The 277-nt window shown below is 37.5% G+C and carries 1 protein-coding gene; it reads right to left on the reverse strand.

From position 1 onward, the window contains the following. Nucleotides 1-277 (reverse strand): pyridoxal-phosphate dependent enzyme (locus AOA60_RS23920; protein WP_143522551.1); only part of this gene is annotated, 277 nt, incomplete at its 5' end.

Consider the following 277-nt stretch of genomic DNA (forward strand, 5'->3'; position numbering starts at 1 on the left):
CTATAGGAATAAAGGAGAGTATGCATATGTGGCTGGCGTACCTCCAGAGTGGATAAATAGAATATTATCTGTGTCCTTAAAAAATCTGTTCCTTATTAGATCAATGAGTCCGGCCATGGCTTTCCCAGTATAAACTGGATCTAAGAGAATTGCTTCTGACCTTGCAACTAACTTTACCGCTTCTTTCATTTCATCAGTTGGTAAAGCATAGCCGGGGCCAACATAATCATCGAAACATGTAATATGCTCTTTGTTTAATTTTTGGTTTATTCCTAAA

This window comes from Pseudomonas sp. 2822-17 (assembly GCF_002742485.1).
In the GTDB taxonomy this organism is placed as follows: Bacteria; Pseudomonadota; Gammaproteobacteria; order Pseudomonadales; family Pseudomonadaceae; genus Aquipseudomonas; species Aquipseudomonas cyclaminis.